Origin of the sequence: Aeromonas enteropelogenes (genome assembly GCF_000819845.1) — a bacterium.
GTDB classification, from domain to species: Bacteria; Pseudomonadota; Gammaproteobacteria; order Enterobacterales; family Aeromonadaceae; genus Aeromonas; species Aeromonas enteropelogenes.
On sequence record NZ_CDCG01000017.1, the window covers coordinates 55569 to 75287 of the forward strand.

At 62.4% G+C, this 19719-nt stretch carries 15 protein-coding genes and 3 pseudogenes; 10 read left to right on the forward strand and 8 right to left on the reverse strand.

The genetic code is table 11. The annotated features are described in order from the left end of the window. Positions 1–12: 12 nt before the first annotated feature. The 6 genes and pseudogenes from BN1123_RS06705 to BN1123_RS06725 all read left to right on the forward strand — a co-directional run. The gene (locus BN1123_RS06705; RefSeq protein ID WP_156130419.1) at positions 13–804 is read left to right on the forward strand and encodes a (Fe-S)-binding protein; all 792 of its coding nucleotides are present in this window, start codon (positions 13–15) and stop codon (positions 802–804) included. Next, entirely contained in the window at positions 797–2233 is a 1437-nt protein-coding gene (locus BN1123_RS06710; RefSeq protein WP_042026003.1) for a LutB/LldF family L-lactate oxidation iron-sulfur protein, read from the forward strand. Before BN1123_RS06705 ends, BN1123_RS06710 begins: the two co-directional genes overlap by 8 nt. A 1-nt stretch (position 2234) precedes the next feature. After that, on the forward strand, positions 2235–2879 hold the full coding sequence (locus BN1123_RS06715) for a LutC/YkgG family protein (RefSeq protein ID WP_042026004.1): 645 nt from the start codon (positions 2235–2237) through the stop codon (positions 2877–2879). Next, complete coding sequence (locus BN1123_RS06720; RefSeq protein WP_042026005.1) at positions 2879–5686, forward strand: FAD-binding and (Fe-S)-binding domain-containing protein; 2808 nt, start codon at positions 2879–2881, stop codon at positions 5684–5686. The genes BN1123_RS06715 and BN1123_RS06720 overlap by 1 nt, the downstream gene beginning before the upstream one ends. 14 nt (positions 5687–5700) lie before the next feature. After that, positions 5701–5846: pseudogene (locus BN1123_RS22005) on the forward strand (IS66 family transposase); the annotation flags it as partial. Positions 5847–5877: 31 nt separating this feature from the next. Continuing rightward, positions 5878–6126, forward strand: a pseudogene (locus BN1123_RS06725) (alpha/beta fold hydrolase); the annotation flags it as partial. A 402-nt stretch (positions 6127–6528) separates the two neighbouring features. Here BN1123_RS06725 and BN1123_RS21285 read toward each other — a convergent pair. Next, positions 6529–7413 (reverse strand): hypothetical protein, encoded by an 885-nt coding sequence (locus BN1123_RS21285; protein ID WP_156130416.1) that lies wholly within the window; start codon positions 7411–7413, stop codon positions 6529–6531. A gap of 390 nt (positions 7414–7803) precedes the next feature. Then, positions 7804–7887: pseudogene (locus BN1123_RS20770) on the reverse strand (lipocalin family protein); the annotation flags it as partial. 202 nt (positions 7888–8089) lie between these two features. On the opposite strand from BN1123_RS20770, the gene BN1123_RS22010 reads away from it, so the two are divergent. Continuing rightward, on the forward strand, positions 8090–8254 hold the full coding sequence (locus BN1123_RS22010; RefSeq protein WP_224212365.1) for a hypothetical protein: 165 nt from the start codon (positions 8090–8092) through the stop codon (positions 8252–8254). Here the strand turns inward: BN1123_RS22010 and BN1123_RS06730 are convergent. The 3 genes from BN1123_RS06730 to BN1123_RS06740 are packed head-to-tail and all read right to left on the reverse strand — an operon-like array spanning position 8248 to position 12473. Next, positions 8248–9315 carry a lipocalin-like domain-containing protein gene (locus tag BN1123_RS06730; protein WP_042026006.1) on the reverse strand — a complete coding sequence of 356 codons (1068 nt, stop codon included), beginning with the start codon at positions 9313–9315 and terminating at the stop codon, positions 8248–8250. The two genes, BN1123_RS22010 and BN1123_RS06730, sit on opposite strands and share 7 nt — an antisense overlap. After that, positions 9312–11750: an ABC transporter permease gene (locus BN1123_RS06735; RefSeq protein WP_042026007.1), complete on the reverse strand. Its 2439-nt coding sequence runs from the start codon at positions 11748–11750 to the stop codon at positions 9312–9314. Before BN1123_RS06735 ends, BN1123_RS06730 begins: the two co-directional genes overlap by 4 nt. Before the next feature lie 27 nt (positions 11751–11777). Then, the gene (locus tag BN1123_RS06740; protein WP_042026008.1) at positions 11778–12473 is read right to left on the reverse strand and encodes an ABC transporter ATP-binding protein; all 696 of its coding nucleotides are present in this window, start codon (positions 12471–12473) and stop codon (positions 11778–11780) included. A 152-nt stretch (positions 12474–12625) separates the two neighbouring features. Here BN1123_RS06740 and BN1123_RS06745 point away from each other — a divergent pair, with 152 nt between their 5' ends. The 3 genes from BN1123_RS06745 (at position 12626) to BN1123_RS06755 (ending at position 15239) form a co-directional block, all read left to right on the forward strand. Then, positions 12626–13093, forward strand: a complete 468-nt coding sequence (locus BN1123_RS06745) for a DUF4357 domain-containing protein (protein ID WP_026457061.1) — start codon at positions 12626–12628, stop codon at positions 13091–13093. A gap of 109 nt (positions 13094–13202) precedes the next feature. Then, on the forward strand, positions 13203–14627 hold the full coding sequence (gene nhaD, locus BN1123_RS06750) for a sodium:proton antiporter NhaD (protein WP_042026009.1): 1425 nt from the start codon (positions 13203–13205) through the stop codon (positions 14625–14627). Positions 14628–14654: 27 nt separating this feature from the next. Next, complete coding sequence (locus BN1123_RS06755; protein ID WP_042026010.1) at positions 14655–15239, forward strand: pyridoxamine 5'-phosphate oxidase family protein; 585 nt, start codon at positions 14655–14657, stop codon at positions 15237–15239. 88 nt (positions 15240–15327) lie between these two features. Here the strand turns inward: BN1123_RS06755 and BN1123_RS06760 are convergent, their stop codons facing one another. The 3 genes from BN1123_RS06760 to BN1123_RS06770 all read right to left on the reverse strand — a co-directional run bounded on the left by BN1123_RS06760 (position 15328) and on the right by BN1123_RS06770 (position 19677). Next, the gene (locus tag BN1123_RS06760; RefSeq protein WP_042026011.1) at positions 15328–16539 is read right to left on the reverse strand and encodes a Bcr/CflA family multidrug efflux MFS transporter; all 1212 of its coding nucleotides are present in this window, start codon (positions 16537–16539) and stop codon (positions 15328–15330) included. A 58-nt stretch (positions 16540–16597) separates the two neighbouring features. Continuing rightward, entirely contained in the window at positions 16598–18307 is a 1710-nt protein-coding gene (locus BN1123_RS06765; RefSeq protein WP_042026012.1) for a 6-pyruvoyl-tetrahydropterin synthase-related protein, read from the reverse strand. 74 nt (positions 18308–18381) lie between these two features. Beyond that, positions 18382–19677, reverse strand: a complete 1296-nt coding sequence (locus BN1123_RS06770) for a hypothetical protein (RefSeq protein WP_042026030.1) — start codon at positions 19675–19677, stop codon at positions 18382–18384. Positions 19678–19719: the final 42 nt, after the last annotated feature.

The window sequence follows — 19719 nt, forward strand, 5'->3', positions numbered from 1 at the left end:
GGAGAGCAAGTGATGAAGGTAATGCGGGTCTATCCGGCCAAGCCGGCCGATGTCTATCTCTACGCCACCTGTCTGGTGGACCTGTTCGATCCGGTGGCGGGGCTCGATGCCATCGCCCTGCTCGAGCGGGAAGGGATAAGGGTACACTTTGTCGAGAAGCAGACCTGCTGCGGCCAGCCGGCCTACACCTCGGGTCACGAGGAGGAGGCGCGCAAGGTGGCGAAAAGCCAGATGGCGCTCTTCCCCGAGCCCTGGCCCGTGGTGGTGCTGTCGGGCTCCTGCGGCGGCATGATGCACCACCACTATGCGCGCCTCTTCCCGGACAGCCCCGAGGTGGCAGCGTTTTGCGAGCGGGTGTTCGAGCTCACCGAGTTTCTGGCCCGGGTCTGCCGGGTGCGCTGGCGCGCCGTGGGGGAGGCGAGCATCGTCATGCACACCTCCTGCTCGGCCCGGCGCGAGATGCAGGTGCACACCACGGCCCGCAGCCTGCTGGGGCAGCTCGAGGGCGTCACCTTGCACGAGCAGGCCTACGAGAGCGAGTGCTGCGGCTTTGGCGGCACCTTCTCGGTGCGCCATCCCCACATCAGCCAGGCCATGGTGGAGGACAAGACCCGCCACCTGCTGGCCACCGGCGCCGATACCCTGGTGAGTGCCGACTGGGGGTGCCTCCTAAACATCAAGGGATCCCTGGCCTATCAGGGCAAGACGCTCCCCGCCACCCATCTGGCGAGCTTCCTGCTCGCCCATAGCGAGCCGGTGGCTCAGGGCTTACAAGCGCAAAAACAGGGGGCCCATCATGAGTGATCACGCCAAGTATTCGCCGCGCCGCTTCCATCCCCAGGCCGAGGCGGCCCTGGCCGACCCCGTGCTGCGCCAGAACTTTCGCGGCGCCATGGATTATCTGCGCGCCAAGCGCCGGGATGCCTTCGCCGACCCGCAGGAAGAAGCGGCGGTACGCGATGCGGCGGAGCAAATTCGCCAGCGCTGCCTCTCGCGCCTGCCGGAACTGCTGGAGCAGCTCGAAGCCAACTGCGAGCGCAACGGCATCCGGGTGCACTGGGCCCAGACGCCGGCCGAGGCCAACGCCATCATTCTGGGGATCGCCCAGCAACACGGGGTGAGCACCATCGTCAAGGGCAAGTCCATGGTGAGCGAGGAGGTGGGCTTCAACCACGAAATGGCGCGCCACGGCATTCGCTGTCTTGAGAGCGACATGGGGGAGTTTATCGTCCAGCTCGACGGCGACACTCCGTCCCACATCATCATGCCCGCCATCCACAAGAACAAGCAGGAGGTGAGCGATACCTTCGCAAGCAACCTGGAAGGCTTCACCCCCACCACCGATGTGGACGCCCTGATCCAGACCGGGCGGCGGGCCCTTCGCGAAGAGTTTCGCCGCGCCGGCATGGGGCTCTCGGGGGTGAATTTCGCGGTGGCAGAGACCGGCAGCCTGTGTCTGGTGGAGAACGAGGGCAACGGGCGCATGTGCACCACGGTACCGAAAGTGCACGTGGCCATCACCGGCATTGAGAAGGTAGTGGAATTTTTATCCGATGTGCCGCCGCTCTACAGCGCCCTGACCCGTTCGGCCACCGGCCAGGCCATCACCACCTATTTCAACGTCATCAGCGGCCCGCGCCGGGCAGGGGAGCTGGACGGCCCGGACGAGGTGCACCTGGTGCTGCTGGACAACGGCCGCAGCCAGGCTTACCGGGACGAGGAGCTGCGCAAGACCTTGCAGTGCATCCGCTGCGGCGCCTGCATGAACCACTGCCCGGTCTACACCCGCATCGGCGGTCACGCCTACGGCACCATCTACCCGGGCCCCATCGGCAAGATAGTCTCCCCCCACCTGCTGGGGCTCGACAGCACCCAGGATCTGGTGACCGCATCGAGCCTGTGCGGTGCCTGCGGCGAGGTGTGCCCGGTGCGCATCCCCATTCCCGACATGCTGCAGCGCCTGCGCCGGGAGGCCAAGCACGACGCACAGCCCGGCCACGAACCACTGGCGGGGCAGGGGGCGGCCAAGAGCCGGCTAGAGACCCTTGCCATGCAGGGCTTTGCCTTTGCCGCCACCCACCCGCGCCTCTATCACGCCGCGACCGGTGTGGCCGGTCGCCTGCGGGGCTTGATGCCCAAACACCTGGGCCCCTGGACCCAGTGCCGCGAAGCCCCCAAACCCGCCCCCCAGAGCCTGCACGCCCTGCTGCGCCAGAAGAAGAAGGAGTCCTGAGATGTCGAGCAAAGAGGCCATATTAAGCCGCCTGCGCGGCGCCGCTACCCCCATCGCCCACGCACCGCACACCTGGCAGCCCTGGCGCGGGGCCGACGACAACGCGCGGCGCGAGCGCTTTGTTGCCGGGATCAGCGCCAGCCACGCCGAGATCCTCACCGTCAAGGAGGAAACACTGGCCCGGGATCTGGCCGCCTGGCTGGATAGGGAAGGCGTGACGAGTCTGGCCTGTGGCCAGGGCGGCCGCTGGCAGGCGGCGGTCGCGGCCGCCTGCGCCGGGCGCTCTGTGCTGACCCCCTCTGGCGAGTTCGCGAGCTGGAAAGACGATCTGTTTGATGCCTGTCAGGCGGGCATCACCCACTGCGCGGGGGCCATCGCCGATACCGGGACGCTGGTGTTGCTGCCCGATAGCGGCGAGCCGCGCACCTTATCACTGGTCCCCCCCTGCCATATCGCGTTGCTGGCGGCCTCCACCGTTGCCGACAACCTGGCGGGGCTGGTGGACGCCGGGCGCTGGCAGCAGGCCATGCCCACCAATCTGCTGCTGGTCTCCGGCCCCTCCAAGACCGCCGACATCCAGCAGACCCTGGCCTACGGCGCCCACGGCCCGAGTCGCCTCTTGGTGGTGCTGGTGGAGGATTGCTGATGCGCTGGAACCAGTTTGATGCCGCCGTGCTTGAGCGCATTCCACCGGAGCGGCTGGTGAGCGACCCGGATCTTCGGCTGGCCCACGGCACGGACGCCAGCTTCTACCGCCTGGTGCCCGAGCGCATCGTGCGCCTCGACTCCCTCGATGAAGTGCGCTTCGTGCTCGGGGTGTGCCGCGAATTGCACCTGCCGTGCACCTTTCGCGCCGCCGGCACCAGCCTCTCGGGCCAGGCTCTGAGCGATTCGGTGCTCATCACCCTGACCGACAGCTGGCGTGGCCACCGCATTCTGGACGAGGGGGCTCGCATCGCCCTGCAACCCGGGGTGATCGGCGCCGATGCCAACCGCTATCTGGTGCCTCTGGGGCGCAAGATTGGGCCGGATCCCGCCTCCATCAACGCCAGCAAGCTTGGCGGCATCGCCGCCAACAACGCGAGCGGCATGTGCTGCGGCACCGCCCACAACAGCTATCACACCCTGCACGCCATGACCTTGCTGCTAGCCGATGGCACCGTGCTGGACAGCAGCGATCCCCACAGCCGCGCCGCCTTTGCGGCAAAACGCCCGGAGCTGCTCACGGGGCTCGCCGCCCTGCGCGCCGAAGTGCTGGCGAATACCGAGCTTGCCGCCAAGATCCGCCACAAGTACCGGCTCAAGAACACCACGGGCTACGCCATCAATGCCCTGCTCGACCATGAGGACCCCATCGATATCCTCACCCACCTGATGATTGGCTCGGAGGGGACCCTCGGCTTTATCGCCGAGGTGGTGCTCGACACCGTGCCCGAATACCCCCACAAGGCCTCGGCCCTGCTGGTGTTTCGGGACGCCGAGCAGGCCTGTCTGGCCACCTCGCGCCTGAAAAGCGCCCCGGTGGCAGCGGTGGAGCTGATGGATGGACGATCCCTTCGCTCGGTCGCGGGCAAGCCCGGCCTGCCGGCCTTTATCAAGGCGCTGGACCTGGCTGCCTGCGCCTTGCTTGTCGAGGTGCATGGGGAATCGAAGGAAGAGCTGGTGGATCGCTGCGAGCAGGTGATGGCCATGGCTACCGAGTTCGTTCAGGTCGCTTCTGTGCCCTTTACCAGCGACAGCGCCGGGCTCTGGGCCATTCGCAAGGGGCTCTTCCCGGCGGTGGGGGCGGTGCGCACCACGGGCACTACCGTCATCATCGAGGATGTCGCCTTTCCCATCGAGCGTCTGTCGGAAGGGGTGGCGGGGCTGCAGCAACTGTTCGACGAGTTTGAGTATCACGAGGCCATCATCTTCGGCCACGCGCTGGAGGGGAACCTGCACTTCGTCTTTACCCAGGGGTTTGACGATCCGGCCCAGGTGGCCCGCTACGGCGCCTTTATGGATGCGGTGACCGAGCTGGTCGCGGTGCGCTTTGGCGGGTCCCTCAAGGCCGAGCACGGCACCGGCCGCAACATGGCCCCCTATGTGGAGCTGGAATGGGGGCCGGAGGGGATGGCGCTGATGCGGCGCATCAAGGCGCTGCTCGACCCGGACGGCCTGCTCAATCCCGGCGTCATCATCAACGATGACCCCAAGGCCCATCTGGCCCATCTCAAGCCCATGCCGGCGAGCGATGCCATCGTCGATCCCTGCATCGAGTGCGGCTTTTGCGAGGCGGTCTGCCCCTCGCGCACCCTGTCGCTCTCGCCACGCCAGCGCATCGTGCTTTACCGCGAACTGGCCCGCCGTAATCGTGCCGATGAGCCCTCCAACCAGCTGGCCCGGTTGTTTGACTATCAGGGGATTGAGACCTGCGCCGCGACCGGGCTCTGCGCCGATCGCTGCCCGGTCGGCATCAACACCGGTGCGCTCATCAAGAAGCTGCGCACTGACAAATACCAGCGCTTCGTGCCCATTGCCCGCTGGAGCGCCGATCACTTCGCCGGCGTTACCCGCACGGCCCGTGGGGCTCTCGGCCTCAAAGCCATTGCCGGCAAGCTGCTGGGAGACAAGGCGCTGGCAGGATTGGTGAACGGGGTTCGCCATCTGAGCGGCCAGCGCACCCCCGCCTGGTTGCCGACCCTGCCGGGGCCGAGCCGCTACCGGTGGCCGCAAGGGGAGGGGAGCCATGGCGGATCCAGCGAGGACATTAGAGGAGATCGCACCGTGGTCTATCTGCCGTCGTGCGCCAGCCGGGTGTTTGGCCAGCAGGAGGATGCCCCGTCACTGCCGGACGTGGTGCTATCCCTGCTCAAGAAGGCGGGCTGCCGGGTCATAGTGCCGGCGAGAGTTGAGGGGCTCTGCTGCGGCATGCCCTATGACAGCAAGGGGATGAGTGAGGTGGCACAGGCCAAGCGTCTTGAGCTGGCCGAGGCGCTGTGGCAGGCAAGCGAGCAGGGGCGCTGGCCCGTGCTGCTCGACACCAGCCCTTGCGTGCAGCGGCTGCTGTCGGGGGCGCTCGGCAAGGGCCTTCGGGTGTTTGAGCCCTCTGCCTTTGTGCTGGAGCACTTGCTGCCCCACCTTGAGCTGACTCCCATCGATGAGACTGTGATGCTCCATATCACCTGCAGCAGCCGGCGCATGGGGCTGGGGGAGACCATGCTGGCGCTGGCCCGCGCCTGCGCCCGCGAGGTGATAATCCCTGAGCATATCCAGTGCTGCGGCTTTGCCGGCGACAAGGGGCTGATGACCCCGGAGCTCAACGCCGCCGCGCTCGCCAGCCTGCCCGCCCAGGTGCCCAGGGATTGCCGTCAGGGATTCAGCAACAGCCGCACCTGCGAAATGGGGCTTAGCCAGCACGCTGGCATTCCCTATCACAGCATCCTCTATCTGGTGGATCAGGCGGCGAGATAGGACAACAAAACGGCAGGATAAATATCCTGCCGTTGGTGGAGACGCCAAACGCTTGGGGCGTTGTCCCCAGAAGTGGCTGCGCACCATTGTCAGAGCCTGCATCGAGAAAACGGATTATCCCATCCCTGCCGAATTGTGTGCGTCAAGCTCCTGCCGGTGAGCAGTTACTGCGGGTGCTGGTGCAGTTGGGCCGACTCGCCACCGAGGTTAACCCGCTGATGCGTTATTTTCGCGAACGCTCCCTGCCCATTCCCACCCTCTATGTGATGGGGGAGGAGGAGCATATGTTTCTGGCACCGGTGCGCGAACAGGTGGCCCGCGACCCCTACTGCCGGCTCGAGATCATCGAAAACTGCGGTCATGTCTGCAATGTGGAGCAGCCGGATCACTTTAATCGCCAGTCGTTGGCGTTTATATCCAGTCAGACGGTCGCTGTGTAAGCCATTTAATAGAGAAGCTTTGGTATAGGTTGGGTTGAGCGAAGCGAAACCCAACAGGGGAATATTATATTAAAACCATCCATCGTAATTTTTTATTTCTAACAGACTGAATTTTCTCAGCGTAATCGAAACCACAGGAAGGGATTTCTTTTTGTCAGCGGAGATTTTTACATTTAGGCATTACATATATATCACCCTTTATGTCTAATGTTGACGGGCCGTTCGTGAACGTCAGATTACATTTCGCTAAGCGAACCTACGGCCCTGGAGTAATGAAAATTTTAAACGTGAGCAGGCGGCTTATGATGAAGGCGCGATCAACTTGTTCGCACCTTCCCTTCTATTTTCGTATATTCCCCCTAAATGTACGTAGACGGATGGGTAAGTTTAAAAGCATTGCTTTTAAACTCCAGGGTCCAAATTTTTCATTAATTCATCAAGAATGAAGGCAGCCTCTTTGGCATTATTTTCATCAAGAGATACCGGCAGCACTACAGCCATTTCATCTATTCTTAAGAGTGTTAAATCAGATAGCCAAATAGGAATTGTTGCTGTAATACACACGCCATGACTTACATGAACATAGCGTTCAATGTATTTATTTATGTGTCTTTTTGCTTCGATTTTGAATTCATTTATGATTTTTTGACTCAATACTCTCGCTTGTAATTCATGATCAACTTCAAACTTAGGTATATCTTTAGATATGTAAGGGGCTACATCAATAAAAATAAACCCTCTAATCATAAAATGAGGGTATTTAGTAATCTTCAATTCTCTTTCTAATTGATGGCCAGCCTTTTTGAAGTTAGCTTCAAAACCTCTAATTGAGGTAATTCTTTTACACTCAATAAAGAGCACTCTTCCATGACCTATCGCGATAACATCAGTGTTACTATCAAAGTCTATAATAAATCCACTATTTTTAAGACGAGCAGCAACCAGAAGCTCATACATATAGTTTCTAGAGTCACTCGCCTCAAAGTTATCCAGATGATCTGGACCTGTAATGATTTTTTCTAATCGCTCTATAAAGCCTTTACTTTTTTCAGTGCTAAATGAATTTTTTACACAAACAATTTCTATTAATTCTTGCTGAGACAAGGTGAGTAAATCAAATTTTCTTCTTCCTTCATCTGAAAGAGGATTATCTGCATTATAAAAACTATCGATATAGTCGACATAACGACCATATCGAGATGCCAAAGCATTAAAACCATAAGAAATCAGCCATTCCTGAACGTCGCTAATTTGAGAAATCATGTCAGTTGCGTTGAAAAGTTTCATGCCAGTCTCATTAAAATATAAGAATGTGAGGGTCCTAAATTTTGACTTTATTAAGCCAAACCTACCAAAGCGTAAGGATGAGGAGTTGTCCTATGCCCAACATTGAATTTAAACGATAAAGGAAGTAGTACAATGCGCTTTGTTTATGCGGATAAACAGGATGGCTACCGCACGGGGGTGACAGCTTAACCGTATAGGTAATCCATAGACACTCCTGATCGTGCAAGGGGCCAGATTAGTGATGGTATCAAAAGCCAATTGACCCAATGGAGTGAAACCTTATCTAACACATGGAATTGGCATAATTTTTTGAAGGCCGTCGTATTTTAAGACTGTTGCCCTTGCATCTGGATAAAAAAGAAGGGGGCCCATCTGCTTGGCCCCTGCCTATCAATAGCCAGTCATCTCCAGATAGCCGACCCCCTTGGCATCCCCCGAGACAGAGACAGCTCCTTCCCAGTAGTCAAAGCAGCCGTTCAGGGGGTGATTGGGGGCATGAATAGGTTAGTAGTAGCCCATATTCATATGGTTCTTTGACTTAATCATTGTTATATCAATCAATACCTTGTAACAGCCGGTTACAGATCTTGCGTCGACCGGCGAACCCTTCCTCCAGTAAATTCAGCGGCGATTGAATGCACCTCACATAACAAAGCAATTGCAAGGAACAAGAGTCATGAGAATGCACCACAAAGCCATGCTGGCCATCGCCTGCACCGCCGCCCTGTCCGCCTGTGACAGCGAGAAGGCGGCCAACAGCATAGCCAAGCGCGCACCGATGCCGACATCTATGAGGCGAACCTGCTCAGCCGCGATGGCGGTAAGGGGTAAGACTCAGTAGCCAGTCATCTCCAGATAGCCGACGCCGTTGGCGTCCCCCGAGACGGACACCGCCCCCTCCCAGTAGTCAAAGCGTCCCGTCATGGCCTGATCGGGCTGGCGCGCCTGGATGGTGAGCTTCATATCGGCGGCTTCCAGCTGCCACTCGATGGGGTAGGCTTGCCCCTTGGGGCCGCGCCAGGTCTTGCCGGGGGTAAGGCGGATCTGCTCAGGATCCAGCACCCGGCTGCTGCCATCTTGTTCGATCAAAATGCCGTAGCGGTTTTCCGGCTCGGTGCGCCCTGCCTTGGTGCGCAGGCGAAACAGCATCAACTCGCGGCCATCCTCAAATTGCAGCGAAAACCAGTCCCAGCCCGATTGCCACTGCGCCAATACCGAGCTGCTCCACTCGTGATCGAACCAGCCCTCACCGCTGACGTTGCGGGTCTCTCCATCCAGGGTCAGGGTGCCGCTGATGGTCAGGCGCGGGTAGGAGTAGTAGAAGGAGGCGTTGCCCGGGCTCTTCTCGCTGTAACCCTGTTTGCCTTGCAGCACCGCCGGCTTGGCGGCGATCACCTGTAAATCAAGATCCCCCGCCTTGCTCTGCACCTTGAGGGTGGCGGGAAAGAGCGATTCCCCTTGAGAGGCCAGCACCCACTCTTTGAGCCAATACTGGCCGCCGCTGGCTCCGGCGAGCCCTGGCCCCTGGCGGCTGGTGCGCTCATCCTGCTGGTGGCTGCCTTTGCTCAAATCCGTGATGGCGAACTGGGCCAGCCAGAGCTGGGGGGTGAGCCAGGGGTTGTCGGATGTTATCTCCTGCTCGATACCCTGGCGAAACAGGGTCCACTGCATGCCGTAGCCGCGCCCCTGCTCATCTTTCAGGTTGCCGGTGAGATACCACCACTCGGAGCGGTAGTCGGGGTGGGCAGCGTGATCCGCGGGCAGACGGATGGACTGGCCCGGCAGGGCCTTTTTGAAGTGATCGCTGCCGCCACCAAGGATGGTCCCCAGATCGCTGGCACGGATCCCGGCGCCATACAGGGTGCAGATCAGCGCCAGCGACCAGATGTTGAATGTTTTCATACCACTCTCCTTGCGGCGTACCAGGAGGCGAGCGCGCCACACACCGGCGCCAGCAGAAGCGCCGTGACGGCGTGCAAAGGGGCGGCCTCGAAGGCCAGACGCCAGCCGAAGGCGCGGGGGTTGACCACCTCAATCAGCACCCAGGCAAGGCCATAGCCCACCGGCAGGGCGAGCAGCGCGGTGAGTAGCCCGAGGCCCGCCCCTTGCCATACCAGCAGGCTGCGGCAGTGACGGGGGCCTACGCCTAAGCTCTGCAGGGTCTGCAACTCGCCGTGCCGGGCCAGCCCCAGCACCATAAAGGCCGAGCCGATGCCGACGAAGGCGATCCCCAGGATCAGCAATTTCAATAGCTCGGTAACCACAAAGGTTTGGTCGAACACCTTGAGGGCCGCGGCGTGGATGGCGGGGGCGGGCAACAGGTTCACCCTCTCGCCAAACTGCGCCCGCAGGCGATCGGCGAGGCGCTCCGGTTGGTTGCTGAAGAGGGCGAGGGATTGCACTACTCCGCCCTCGAAGGCGTGCAGTATCTGCCCCTTGTCGCTGCCGTAATCCTGATAGATGCCGGTAACGGTAAGCCGCCTTGGTCCCTGCTCGCCGCTCACCTCGAGGCTCTGGCCCACCTTGACCCCGAGGCGCACCGTCAGCGGTTCGCTCGCCAGCACCTCGTCGGGGGTGGCCGGCCAGCGCCCGGCCAGCAGCGGGTAGGCGGCTTTGAGCTCGGGGATAAAGTCCATCTGCGCCCACTCGATGGGCTGCCCCTGCCAGCGAGCGGGGTGCACCGAGCGGCGCGAGGCGGCGCTCACGTCCGGCGTGGTGAGGATAGTGTTGAAGGTTGCCTGGCTCAGGGTCCCCTTGCTGCCGGCCACTCCCTTGGGGGCGGTGACGTAGAGATCGGCGGCCAGGCGCTGGCCGAGCCAGATCTCCACGCTTGAGCGAAAACTCGACACCATGACCCCGATGCCGATGGCCGCGGCGATGGCAAGTTGCAGCGCCATTACAGCAATGGCGGTGCGATCCAGGTGATAGAGGGTTTCGGCCACCCCGAGCCGGACGGTGAGGGAACCGCCGGGGCGCGAGCGCAGCCATCCCAGCACGGCACGCAGGGCATCGGGCAGCCAGAGCGCCATGGCCAGCAGCCAGCCACCGGCCACGAAGAGGGCGCCGGTGAGACCGGTTTCTGGCCGCCACAGGCAGAGCGCGCAGAGCAGCAGGATGGCGATGGCCAAGATGCGCCGGCGCCAAGGGTGGGTCGGCGGGCGGCTGTTGCCCTCACGCAGCTCAAGAGGGGATTGGCGCAGCAGTTGCCACCAGCCGGGCAGGTTGGCGGCGAGCGTGCCCAGAAGGCCGATGACCAGCGCCTTGCCAAGGCTTGCGGGGGAGAGGCGCAGCAGATCGATGGGGTTGGGGCCGTAGAGATCGGCCAGCGCCTGGGTGAGCTGCCCCATCAGGGCCAGGGCCAAGAGGCTCCCCAGCAGCAGCCCGAGCAGGGTGCCGAGGGTGGCGAGGATCACAAGCTCCAGGATGAGCCAGCCAAGCACCCGGCGCGGCGGCATGCCGAGGATGATGAGCTGGGCGAGCTGGGGGCGGCGCACGCTCTGCACGAAGCGCTGGGCGTTGAATACCAAAAAGAGCCCCACCGCCATGGCGAGCAAGGAGAGCGCCGTAAGGTTGAGGGCCAGGGCATCGCCTAGCTGGCTGGCATCCAGCGCCGGGCTGATGGGCTCAAGCCAGAGGGGCTGCTTAGGGGCATAGGCTTGCAGGGCCGCCTGCAAGGCCGTGGCCTCTTGCTCGCTGAGCTTGAAGACGATGCGATCGAGCCTTCCTTCCTTGCCAAGCAGGGGTTGGGCGAGACCGATGTCGGTCACCAGCAGCCGCTCCATGGGCACGGCGCCGGGCTCAAAGGTGCCGGCCAGGGTGAGGGTCAGCGCTCGCTCACCCCGTTTGCCATCAGGCGAGCTATCGCTTAGGAGAAACGTCCGCGACTGACCCGGCTGCCAGCCCAGCCGTTTGGCCTCGGGGGCGGCCAGCCAGATGCTATCGGCGCGACTTAACGAGAAATCGGGCTTGCTGTTTGGCGCTGCGCCAAAGAGGCGGCGCAAGGGGCCGGGGTTGAAGAGATCCATCCCCAGCAGCTGGAAGCTGCGTCCCTGCTCATCCTTGAGCCAGGCGTGCAGCTCTGGCATGGCGTCAAGGTCGGGCTGGCTTCGCACCAGCTTGACGTAAAGCTCCTCATCCAGCCCGCCGTCCGGCGCCAGCCGGTAGTTCGCTTCCCCCGCCAGCTGGCTGCGGGCGGCGACGAAGTTGGTGCGGGCGCTGTGGTTAAGAAGCTCGATGGCCACCACCAGGGAGACCCCCAACACCAGCCCGGTCAGGCTCATCAACAGCAACCAGGGATGAGTGCGATAGAGGCGCAGCAGCGCCTTTAGCGGCAGCATGGCAAGTCCTCGCTCACGGGGCGGACGTCACCCATGGGGAGCTCCGGTGCTGGGTGCACGCTTTAGCTCGACCAGCTGGCCCCCTTCGAGGCGCAGCACCCTGTCTGCCAGGGCGCCATAGGCGGGGTTGTGGCTCACCAGCAAGAGGCCTGCGCCGGTATCGCGCACCGCCGCCATCATCAGGGCCATCACCTGCTCGGCATTGTGTTCATCGAGACTCCCGGTGGGCTCGTCGGCGAGCAGCCACCGAGGCTTGTGAATGAGGGCGCGGGCCAGGGCGACCCGCTGGCGCTGGCCGCCGGAAAGCTGCTCCGGCCAGGCGTGGCGCTTGTGGACGAGATCGAGCCGTGCCAGCAGGGTGTCTATCTCGCGCTGATCGTGCGGGAGCTGGTTGATGGCGAGCGGCAGGCAGAGGTTCTCCTCCACCGTCAGGGTCGGCAGCAGGTTGAAGTCCTGATAGACGATGCCAAAGTGTCGGCCGCGCAACCGGGCCCGCTCGTCCGGCGGCTGGGTGTCGAGACGGGTCTCCCCCAGCCAGATCTCCCCCTCATCGGGGGGAAGCAGGCCGGCGATGAGGCTCAGCAGGGTCGATTTGCCGCAGCCGCTTTGCCCCAGCAGCAGGGTGATCTCGCCGGGGGGGAGGGAAAGATCCAGGCGCTGGAACAGCGGCAGCCGTTCGCTGCCGTTATCGAAGCTCTTGCAGAGGTTGCGCAGGGTCAGCATGGGATAACCGGTTGATGGTCAATGGCTTTCAGTATGCCCGCTACTATGCCAGTTAGTGATCACGGCTGCAAAAGCGAAGCGGATCCTGGCTGGATCCTGCTCGCAAGAGGTGGTTAGAATAGAGGCTTCCATGGGTCACAGGATGCGCAAGGATGTTACACAAGCAAGTCAGTTTTATCGTCGACAGCAAGGGCAACAAGCAGGCTGCCGTGGTCCCCATCGATATCTACAACGAGCTGATGACCCTGCAAAAGGCGCTCTCCGACAACAAGCCGGGGGAGCGCGAGCTCTACCACTTCAACGGCAAGGGGGCCGAAGCCCACGGTTATCCGGTGGGCAAGCGGCAGAACCCCGGCTTCATGGTGCTGGCGGGCTCCACCGCCAACGGCGAGGATGCGGCCTCCCTGCGCGAGGCGGTGATCGAGCTGCGCCAGGAGCTGCTTGGCAAGGGGATCCTCTCTCCCCGCAGCGAAGGGGGCTTCGTATTTGTGGCTGATCAGCTGTTCAACAGCCCGAGCCTGGCCGCCAGCCTGGTGGCGGGCAACAACCGAAGCGGCCTCGATGCCTGGCAAAACAGTGCCGGCTACACCCTCAAGCAGTCGGGGTTTGGCAAGAAATAACGGTGAGTTCTCGTTGCCGACCAATTGATAATTGATTGACCTGGATGAAATTATTTTTTCATCCAGGTGCTAGCATGAAAGCCAGACGGTTCCCAAAGGAAGAGGCTCCATGTCTACGTTATCCCGCTTTGTCCCTCTGTTTTTGTTCTGTGTGTTTCCCGCCGAGGCCAGCAGTGGCCCCATTCCAATGACCTTCTCCACGGTCGGCCTGTTTTGTGTCGCCCTGTTCACCCTGGCCTATGCCCTGGTGATGGCAGAAGAGTATTTGCAACTGCGCAAGTCCAAACCCGTGCTGGTGGCCGCCGGGGTGATCTGGATCCTGATCGGCATCGTCTATGCCCAGGGTGGCATGAGTTCGGCCGCGGAGCAGGCATTTCGTCACAACCTGCTCGAATACGCCGAGCTGATGCTGTTCCTGCTGGTGGCGATGACTTACATCAACGCCATGGAGGACAGGATGCTGTTCGATGCGCTGCGGGCCTGGCTTATTCGCTCCGGCTTTCAGTTGCGCACCCTGTTCTGGCTGACCGGCGTGCTGGCGTTCTTCATCTCGCCGGTGGCGGACAACCTCACCACGGCGCTTTTGATGTGCGCCGTGGTGCTGAAGGTGGCCAACGGCGATCGGCGTTTCGTCAACCTCGCCTGCATCAATATCGTGGTGGCGGCCAACGCCGGCGGCGCCTTCAGCCCCTTTGGCGACATCACCACCCTGATGGTGTGGCAGGCGGGCAAGGTGAATTTCGGCCAGTTTTTCGCGCTCTTTATTCCCTCTGTGCTCAACTTTTTGGTGCCGGCCCTGCTGATGAGCTTCATGGTGCCCAAGCATGCCCCCAATGCGGTCAACGAGGTGGTGGATCTCAAACGCGGGGCCTTTGGCATAGTCGCGCTCTTTATCCTGACCATACTGACGGCGGTCGCCTGCCATAACTTCCTCCATCTGCCCCCTGTGCTCGGCATGATGATGGGGCTTGGCTATCTGCAGTTTTTCGGTTTCTATCTGCGCAAGACCCTGCCCACATCACTTGCCCGCAAGCGCGCCATCTACGAGCGCAACGGCGATCAGGCACGTCTCAGACAACTTGGTTCCGTGGTGCCCTTTGATGTGTTCAACAAGGTGGCGAAGGCGGAGTGGGATACCCTGCTGTTCTTCTACGGGGTGGTGATGTGCGTCGGCGGGCTGGGCTTTATGGGTTATCTTGAACTGGTCTCCGCCTGGCTCTATGAAGGGGGCAATGCCACCCGGGCCAACATCGCCATCGGCCTGCTCTCCGCCATTGTCGACAACATTCCGGTGATGTTTGCGGTGCTCTCGATGAATCCGGACATGGCGCTCGGTCAATGGCTGCTGGTAACCTTGACGGCCGGGGTGGGGGGCAGTCTGCTCTCCATCGGGTCGGCGGCCGGGGTAGCGCTGATGGGTCAGGCCCACGGCATGTACACCTTCTTCGGCCACCTCAAGTGGCTGCCCGCCATTCTGCTTGGTTATCTGGTGAGCATAGGGGCGCATCTGTGGCTCAATAGCGCCCAGTTCTGAGGGCGATGAACATCCAGGGAAGGAAAGATGGGACAACTGTTCGAGGCGCTCTCGCCGCAACACGTGGCCTTTATCGAGGCACAGAAGATCTACTTCGTCGCCACGGCGGCGGATCAGGGGACGGTCAACCTCTCCCCCAAGGGGGGCGACTCCTTGAGGGTCATCGATGCCCATACCCTGGCCTGGCTCAATCTGACCGGCAGCGGCAACGAGTCGGCGGCCCATGTGTTGCACAATCCGCGCATGACGGTGATGTTCTGTGCCTTCGAGGGGGCACCGCTGATCCTGCGGGCCTATGGTCAGGCACGGGTGCTGCACCGTGGCGACACGGGGTGGGAGGCCGCACTGGCGCGTTTTCCCGCAAGTATCGCGGCCCGCCAGATCTTCCTGCTGGATATCGATCGGGTACAGGCCTCCTGCGGCATGTCGGTGCCCCTGTTCGACTATCGGGGAGACAGGGCGGATCTGGCCAACTGGTCGATGCGCCAGGGCAGGGAAGGGATCGAGGCCTACTGGCGCAAGAAGAACCAGCTGAGCCTGGATGGCCTGGAAAGCGAGATCCTGGCTCGCAGCGGGCTGGAGGCCACACCTTGGAGAAGGCGCGACAGCTAAATAGGGAACTATGCCCCGGGATGCCAAAAGCCCTGCTGATACAAGCAGGGCTTTTTCATATGTCTCATGCGTGATGGCGACAGGGGCGTCAGGAGGCGCTGCGCTTGCCTGCCAGCAACCAGTAGCTCAGGGCCGATCCCGCCCCGCAGCTGGCGATGGCGATGGCCATGGGCAGCGGTGATGCTGGCGGGTTGAGGTTCACCAGTATGCCCACCAGGGCGCCGATGCCAAAACGCAGGGTGCCTGCCAGCGCCGAGGCGGTGCCTGCAGATTGCGGGAAGTGGCCCATCAGGCCGGTCATGGCATTGGCCCCCACCAGACTGATATGGCCGACAAACAGCACCACTGGGATGACGATGCCCCACAGGCCCCCGGTCTGGCTCCAGGCGTTGTAGATGAGCAGGGCCCCGGCGCAGGGCAGCACCAGCAGGCCGTATTGCAGCATCCGCTCGGCGCCCACTCCCTTCACCAGCCGGCTGTTGACGAAGGTGACCACCATCATCAGCAGGATATTGAGGCCAAACAGCCAGCCGTAGTGCTCGGTCGGTACCTTGAAATACTCGATATAGACGTAAGGGGAGCCGCTTAAGAAGGCGAACATACCGGAGCTCGAGAGCGCCCCGCACAGCACATAGCCCATGGCACCGCGATGGGTGAGCACCCCCCAGTAGTTGCGCAGCACCTGGCCTATCTTCAGGGGCTGCTTGTGCTCGGGCTTGAGGGTCTCCTGAATTTTCCACTGCATCACCACGCAGATAAGCAGGCTGATGACCACCAGCAGCCAGAAGATCACCCGCCAGTTGCTATGGGCGCTGATGTAGCCGCCCACCACGGGGGCTACCAGGGGAGCGAGCGTCATCACCAGGATGACGAAGGACATGGCGCGGGAAAACGCATCCTTCTCGAAAAGATCCCGCAGCAGAGCGTTGACCACCACCGAGCCTGCCGCGCCGCCGGCTGCCTGCAGCATCCGCCAGGCCAGTAGCTCGGGCAGCGAATCCGCCATGGCGCAGCCCACCGAGGCGATGGCGAACATCATCAATCCCGCCAGGATCACCGGTTTGCGGCCAAAACTGTCGGCAAGCGGCCCGTAGAAGAGCTGGCCGATGGCAAAACCGCCGAGAAAAGCGCTGATGGTGAGCTGGGCCCCGTCGATGCTGGTGGCCAGATCCCGGGCGATGGCCGGAATGGCGGGCAGGTACATGTCCACGGCGAGCGGCGTCAGGCCCGCCAAGGCACCGAGCAGAATAAAGAGAAAACGGGGAGAGAGGGCGGCTTGGGGAGCTGGGGCGTGGGGCATAGGGTGTCCGGTTGTCGACCTTGGTTGCGAATAAGAGGAAATAACGAGTCTATCAGCTTTAACCTCGCCGGGCATGGCGTTCCTGCGCCGGCGGTTTGTCATGGTGACGGGCCGTGTCGGGCGATTGGTAACGGGTCTTGATGAAGGTGCCCGCCAGGACCAGCCACCAGACAAGCCAGGTCACCAGCGACAGGCCATAGCCGAGGCGCTCAGGCCAGCGGGCACTCAGGGTCACGGTGAGCCGGTAGTCGCCGGCGGGCACCTGAACCTGCAGCAGTCCGTTCTGGGTATTGCTGACAGGCAACTCGGTGGCATCGTCGCGCCAGGCCTGCCAGCCCGGATAGTAATACTGGTGCATCACCAGGGTGGCCGGGGTCTTGGCGTTCACGGTCAGCACAATGTTGCGGGGTCGCCAGCTCTGGATCTGCCACTGGATGCCCGGCCGCTGTGTGGTGATCTCGGGCTGGAACTCATCCTTCCAGGCCAACAGGGTGGGCGAGAAGTTACCGCGGGGCACCTGCCTTGGCCGGTATTCCCGGGCGCTGCGCTTGCTGTCAAAGAGTGTATCGATCGCTGCCTTGTCAGGGCTCTGGGTGAGGGGGGATTCACGCACATAGAGCGCCTGCGAGGCCATGATAAGGGCGAGCAGCCCCCACCAGAACCACTGCCATAACCGATGGACGGGAGGCGCCAGGGCCACCACGGCCACGGTGGCGATGACCAGGATCAGGTTGAAGCGCCAGGGAAATTGCACCAGTTGCAGCGGCGTGAGGAGCTGCCAGAGCGGCTCGCTCACGGAGAGGGTCATGAGAAAACAGAGGGTACCGATCACCCCCCAGCGCCGCAGTTCGGGATGATGGGGCTCGCGGGTGGCGGCCCAGGCCACCAGCATCAGGGCGAGGGTCAGTATGGTCAGCCAGGTGAGGTGACCGCGAAAACGCCAGTCATCCAGGCTCTGGGGCAGGCGATCGAGAAAATTGCGCTGGAATTCGAAGATGCCGGTGCGCATCTGCTCCATGGAGATGCCCCCCTGATCCAGCAGGGCGGGCAACAGCAGCAGGCTCGCCATGGCCAGCCCCCATCCCTGTGCCAGCAGGGTGGGCCAGATGGCGTCGCTTGTCTGGTTGCGCCAGGCCAGCAGCAGGCTGCGTACCGTCAGCAATGCCAGGATGAGCAGCAGGCTCGGCAGGTTGGAGAGGGCCAGCATAGCCACGGCAAACGCGAGCAGGAGCAGGCCGAAGGGGGCCTGCTTGCTGAGCCTGTCCTGCCCCAGCAGCGCCAGTGGTACCCAGACGAAGGCCCAGCTTTCGGCCAGGGCGAAGCGGGCGTAGATGTCGATAGCCAGATGATAGGGGAGCGCCATATAGAGCAGGCTGGCCCCCAGGGCCCGGCGGGGAGAGGCGAAGGTACGCAGCCAGAGATAGGCAAACAGACCCGAGAGCCAGAGCACCAGACTGTTGCTCCAGAGCAGGGGCGTCATTGCCTCGTGGTCGAGGGGCGTGGGGCCGGCGAAGAGGGCGTTGACATAGTAGGGGAGCGGTGGATAGAAGAAAAAGACCGGGCTGCCGAAGGAGCCATTCATGGCCATCAGCCAGCGAGGATAGAGTTCCCCCTGCCACAGTTGCACCGCAAAAAAGTGGCTGGAGAGCAGATGGTGAAAAAGATCATGCCCCTGACTGCCGCCGCGCAGCCAGAAGGGCAACAACATAATCGCTGTGGCTATCAGCAATACCAGAGGAATGCTGTAGCGCGTCCGCAATCCAACCATGTCGGGACTCGCTGGTTATGGCCGCAGGAGAGTCTGGTCGAGTTGCCGGCTCCCTCTGCGTCCTGATCCTGCCGTCAGGGCCCAGCATCCGCTTGCCTGTCGGGAATGGCAAGCCAGAGGCCGGGCTCGGCGCGAAAGCGCGGAGCAAACCACCACTGTCGGTAGGGCGCGGGCAGGCTGCTCGCGTCGATAGGGCGCCGACTGAGACGACAGGCGCCCTGCGTCAGGACCAGACGCGCATCCCCCCCATACCAGCCATCGGTGATCGGAAGCTGCGTGGTCTCGCGCAGCAGCCTGACGCCCCATTGGGTGACCAGCGCAGAACAGCGCTGCTCTGCCAGGGTGGCCGCCTGAACCATGGCAGGTGGTCGGGGTGAAGTGAGGGTCGAACCAAGCAGCAGGAGCGCCGCCAGCACGGCGAGCGTCTCCCCCCGGTGCGGCAGCCTGCCTGCCAGCAGCACCAGACCGAGCAGGGTAAGCGGCGCCAGATGACGGGGATTGTCCGGGTTCTGGCCAAACAGGGTCCAGAGCAGCAGGGCGAGCCAACCCAGCGTCCAGACCAGCCTGCTCCCTCTCTCTTTTCGCCAGAGCGGCATCAGCAGCAGCCCGCATGCCAGGGGCCAGAGTGGCGTGAGCTGGGCGTGCAGGGTCTTGGCCCAGCTAAGCAACCGATCCCCGTGGGCCGCTGCCGTGTTGCCCCACAAGGTAAAGTGGCCGTTGGTAAAGCGCCGCCCTTCGCTGAAATAGGCCCAGCCATCGGCCTGCCAGACGAAGAGCAGGCAGGCGAATCCCACCAGGGCGATAGGGAGCACAAACCTGAGCCGCTCGCCTCGGTGTTGCAACCCCAGAGCGATCGGCAGCAGAGCCAGCACGAAATAGGAGGGGCGCAGGGCCAGCATCAGGCCCAGCAGCAGACCGGCCAGCGCCGGGTGGCGAGCCTGATGTCCGGATGCGGATTGAGTGGGTGACAGCGCCAGCAGGGCGCCAAGCCAGGCGGCGAGTGCCGGTCCGTCAGAGAGGCCGGAGAGGGCGAGCGTCGGGGTGAGCGGCAGGGCCAGCACCAGCAGCCAGACGGGGGCCAGGAGGCTTGGACGCTGCCACAGTCTGACTGCAAGCAAGGCTGCGAGCGGCGCCAGCAGGCCGGTGCCCAGCAGGCTGGCATACTGCACCGCGGCGGCGGGACTATCCACCACCAGATTGACAAGGCGGGCCAGCCAGATAAAGGCGGGATAACCCGGAAAGTGGGGCGCGAACTCCAGCACGCTAAAGCGCGTCACCCCGTGGGCAAAGTTCAGGGCATCGTCTGAATCGAGCGCCACCGGGAAAGCCAGCAGCCAGCCCAGCCAGGCCAACTGCAGCAGGATCAGCAGGTAGGGTCGATTAGCAAAGCGTAATCGGCCGTGGTGACCCCT

What these genes read in the sequence shown, in the direction of transcription:
- BN1123_RS06740 (WP_042026008.1), bottom strand. Translation starts at nt 12,473, where the DNA reads ATGCTGACCCTGCGCAACCTCTGCAAGAGCTTCGATAACGGCAGCGAA.
- BN1123_RS06765 (WP_042026012.1), bottom strand. Translation starts at nt 18,307, where the DNA reads ATGGTTGGATTGCGGACGCGCTACAGCATTCCTCTGGTATTGCTGATA.
- BN1123_RS06730 (WP_042026006.1), bottom strand. Translation starts at nt 9,315, where the DNA reads ATGAAAACATTCAACATCTGGTCGCTGGCGCTGATCTGCACCCTGTAT.
- BN1123_RS06705 (WP_156130419.1), top strand. Translation starts at nt 13, where the DNA reads ATGAAGGTAATGCGGGTCTATCCGGCCAAGCCGGCCGATGTCTATCTC.
- nhaD (WP_042026009.1), top strand. Translation starts at nt 13,203, where the DNA reads ATGTCTACGTTATCCCGCTTTGTCCCTCTGTTTTTGTTCTGTGTGTTT.
- BN1123_RS06755 (WP_042026010.1), top strand. Translation starts at nt 14,655, where the DNA reads ATGGGACAACTGTTCGAGGCGCTCTCGCCGCAACACGTGGCCTTTATC.
- BN1123_RS06735 (WP_042026007.1), bottom strand. Translation starts at nt 11,750, where the DNA reads ATGCTGCCGCTAAAGGCGCTGCTGCGCCTCTATCGCACTCATCCCTGG.
- BN1123_RS06715 (WP_042026004.1), top strand. Translation starts at nt 2,235, where the DNA reads ATGTCGAGCAAAGAGGCCATATTAAGCCGCCTGCGCGGCGCCGCTACC.
- BN1123_RS06760 (WP_042026011.1), bottom strand. Translation starts at nt 16,539, where the DNA reads ATGCCCCACGCCCCAGCTCCCCAAGCCGCCCTCTCTCCCCGTTTTCTC.
- BN1123_RS06720 (WP_042026005.1), top strand. Translation starts at nt 2,879, where the DNA reads ATGCGCTGGAACCAGTTTGATGCCGCCGTGCTTGAGCGCATTCCACCG.
- BN1123_RS21285 (WP_156130416.1), bottom strand. Translation starts at nt 7,413, where the DNA reads ATGAAACTTTTCAACGCAACTGACATGATTTCTCAAATTAGCGACGTT.
- BN1123_RS06745 (WP_026457061.1), top strand. Translation starts at nt 12,626, where the DNA reads ATGTTACACAAGCAAGTCAGTTTTATCGTCGACAGCAAGGGCAACAAG.
- BN1123_RS22010 (WP_224212365.1), top strand. Translation starts at nt 8,090, where the DNA reads ATGAGAATGCACCACAAAGCCATGCTGGCCATCGCCTGCACCGCCGCC.
- BN1123_RS06710 (WP_042026003.1), top strand. Translation starts at nt 797, where the DNA reads ATGAGTGATCACGCCAAGTATTCGCCGCGCCGCTTCCATCCCCAGGCC.